This window comes from Pseudomonas sp. RW409, assembly GCF_003184125.1.
Classification (GTDB): Bacteria; Pseudomonadota; Gammaproteobacteria; order Pseudomonadales; family Pseudomonadaceae; genus Aquipseudomonas; species Aquipseudomonas chlororaphis_I.
On sequence record NZ_QHHP01000041.1, the window covers coordinates 1,077,041 to 1,078,758 of the forward strand.

Here is a 1,718-nt window from a genome sequence, read left to right on the forward strand (position 1 = left end):
GGCCGGCGCGCCGAAGCGGCCCGCAAGCGGGCGATCCAGGAAGCCATGGAATACACCGCCAACGAAGCGTTCCAACCCGCTGCGCAACGGCGCATGCAAGCGACGACGGCCTAGGCCGTCGCGCTCACGACACACAGCGGCGCCTGGATCGCGAGCAAGCTCGCTCCTACAGACATGCACCCTCCCTGTAGGAGCGAGCTTGCTCGCGAAGACGTGCAACCTGACACCCCACGTTCCACATGCAGCAATCTGCACAATAAGAAATGGAGTTGTACCGATGAAAATGCTTGGCAGGACTCTGCTATCACTGTCCCTGATGGGCGCCCTGGTTACCGGCGCCCAGGCCAACGACAAGGAGCTGCGTGTCTACAACTGGTCGGACTATATCGCCCCGGACACCCTGAAAAAGTTCGAGGCCGAGACCGGCATCCACGTCACCTACGACGTCTTCGACAGCAACGAAACCCTGGAAGCGCGCCTGCTCACCGGCAAGTCCGGCTATGACATCGTGGTGCCTTCCAACAGTTTCTTGGCCAAGCAGATCAAGGCCGGGGTCTACCAGGAACTGGACAAGTCGCGGCTGCCGAACTGGAAGAACCTCAACCCGGTGCTGCTGCAGAACGCCGCCGCCAGCGACCCGGGCAACGCCCACGCCTTCCCTTACATGTGGGGCTCGATCGGTATCGGCTACAACCCGGACAAGGTCAAGGCGGTGCTGGGTAGCGACGCGCCGACCAACTCCTGGGACCTGCTGTTCAAGCCGGAGAACGCCGAGAAGCTCAAGGCCTGCGGCATCAGCTTCCTCGACTCGCCAACGGAAATGCTCCCCGCCGCCCTGCACTACCTGGGCTACCCGGTGACCAGCAAGGACAAGGCGCAGATCCTCGAGGCCGAGGCGCTGTTCATGAAGATCCGTCCTTCGGTGACCTACTTCCATTCCTCCAAGTACATCTCCGACCTGGCCAACGGCAACATCTGCGTGGCCGTGGGTTACTCCGGCGACGTGCTGCAGGCCCGTTCGCGCGCCGAAGAGGCCGGTAACAAGGAGAAGGTCGCTTTCAGCATTCCCAAGGAAGGCGCCGGCAGTTTCTACGACATGATGGCCATGCCCAAGGACGCGGCCAACGTCGACAACGCCTACCTGTTCATGAACTTCCTGATGCGCCCGGACATCATCGCCGAGGTCACCAACAGCCTCGGCTACAGCAACGCCAACGCCGCCGCCACGCCGCTGGTGGACGAAGCCATCCGCAACGACCCGGCCTCGTACCCGCCGCAAGCGGTGCTCGCCACCCTGTACGCGGTGCCCGACCAGCCGATCGCTATCCAGCGCGTGATGAACCGCGGCTGGACGCGGATCAAGCTCGGCAAATGACCCCCCGCGCCCGCCCGGCCATCGCGGCGGGCGCTGCTGCCCTCTTCCGTTCAGTCGCGCCTTACCACCGCGACACCCCTGCGAACGGGCTCGCCTGGCTCCCTCGGTTCAGGTGACTCCTTGGCGCCCTCCTCGGGCGCCTTTTTTGCTTTCAGGCCGCACAAAACCCTGTAGCCGCTGCCGCAGGCTGCGTACACCCCAAAGGGGCGCGGCGATCTCAAGACCGATGAAGGCCCTGCGGGCCTTGTCGCAGCCTCGCGGGCTCGGCAGCGGCTACAGGGTCGGGGTCTGGCTTCGTGTGGCCGCTGCCGCAGGCTGCGATCGACCCGAAGGGGCGCAACAA

General features: G+C 64.4%; 1 protein-coding gene. It reads left to right on the forward strand.

Annotated features, from left to right (window positions below; all coding sequences use genetic code 11):
* Window positions 1–277 precede the first annotated feature (277 nt).
* Window positions 278–1,375, forward strand: coding sequence for a polyamine ABC transporter substrate-binding protein (locus tag DK261_RS33420; protein WP_009048282.1), 1,098 nt, complete (start codon window positions 278–280; stop codon window positions 1,373–1,375).
* Window positions 1,376–1,718: the final 343 nt, after the last annotated feature.

Excerpts from the sequence above, each read along its gene's own strand:
- DK261_RS33420 (WP_009048282.1), top strand. The coding sequence starts at position 278 with ATGAAAATGCTTGGCAGGACTCTGCTATCACTGTCCCTGATGGGCGCC.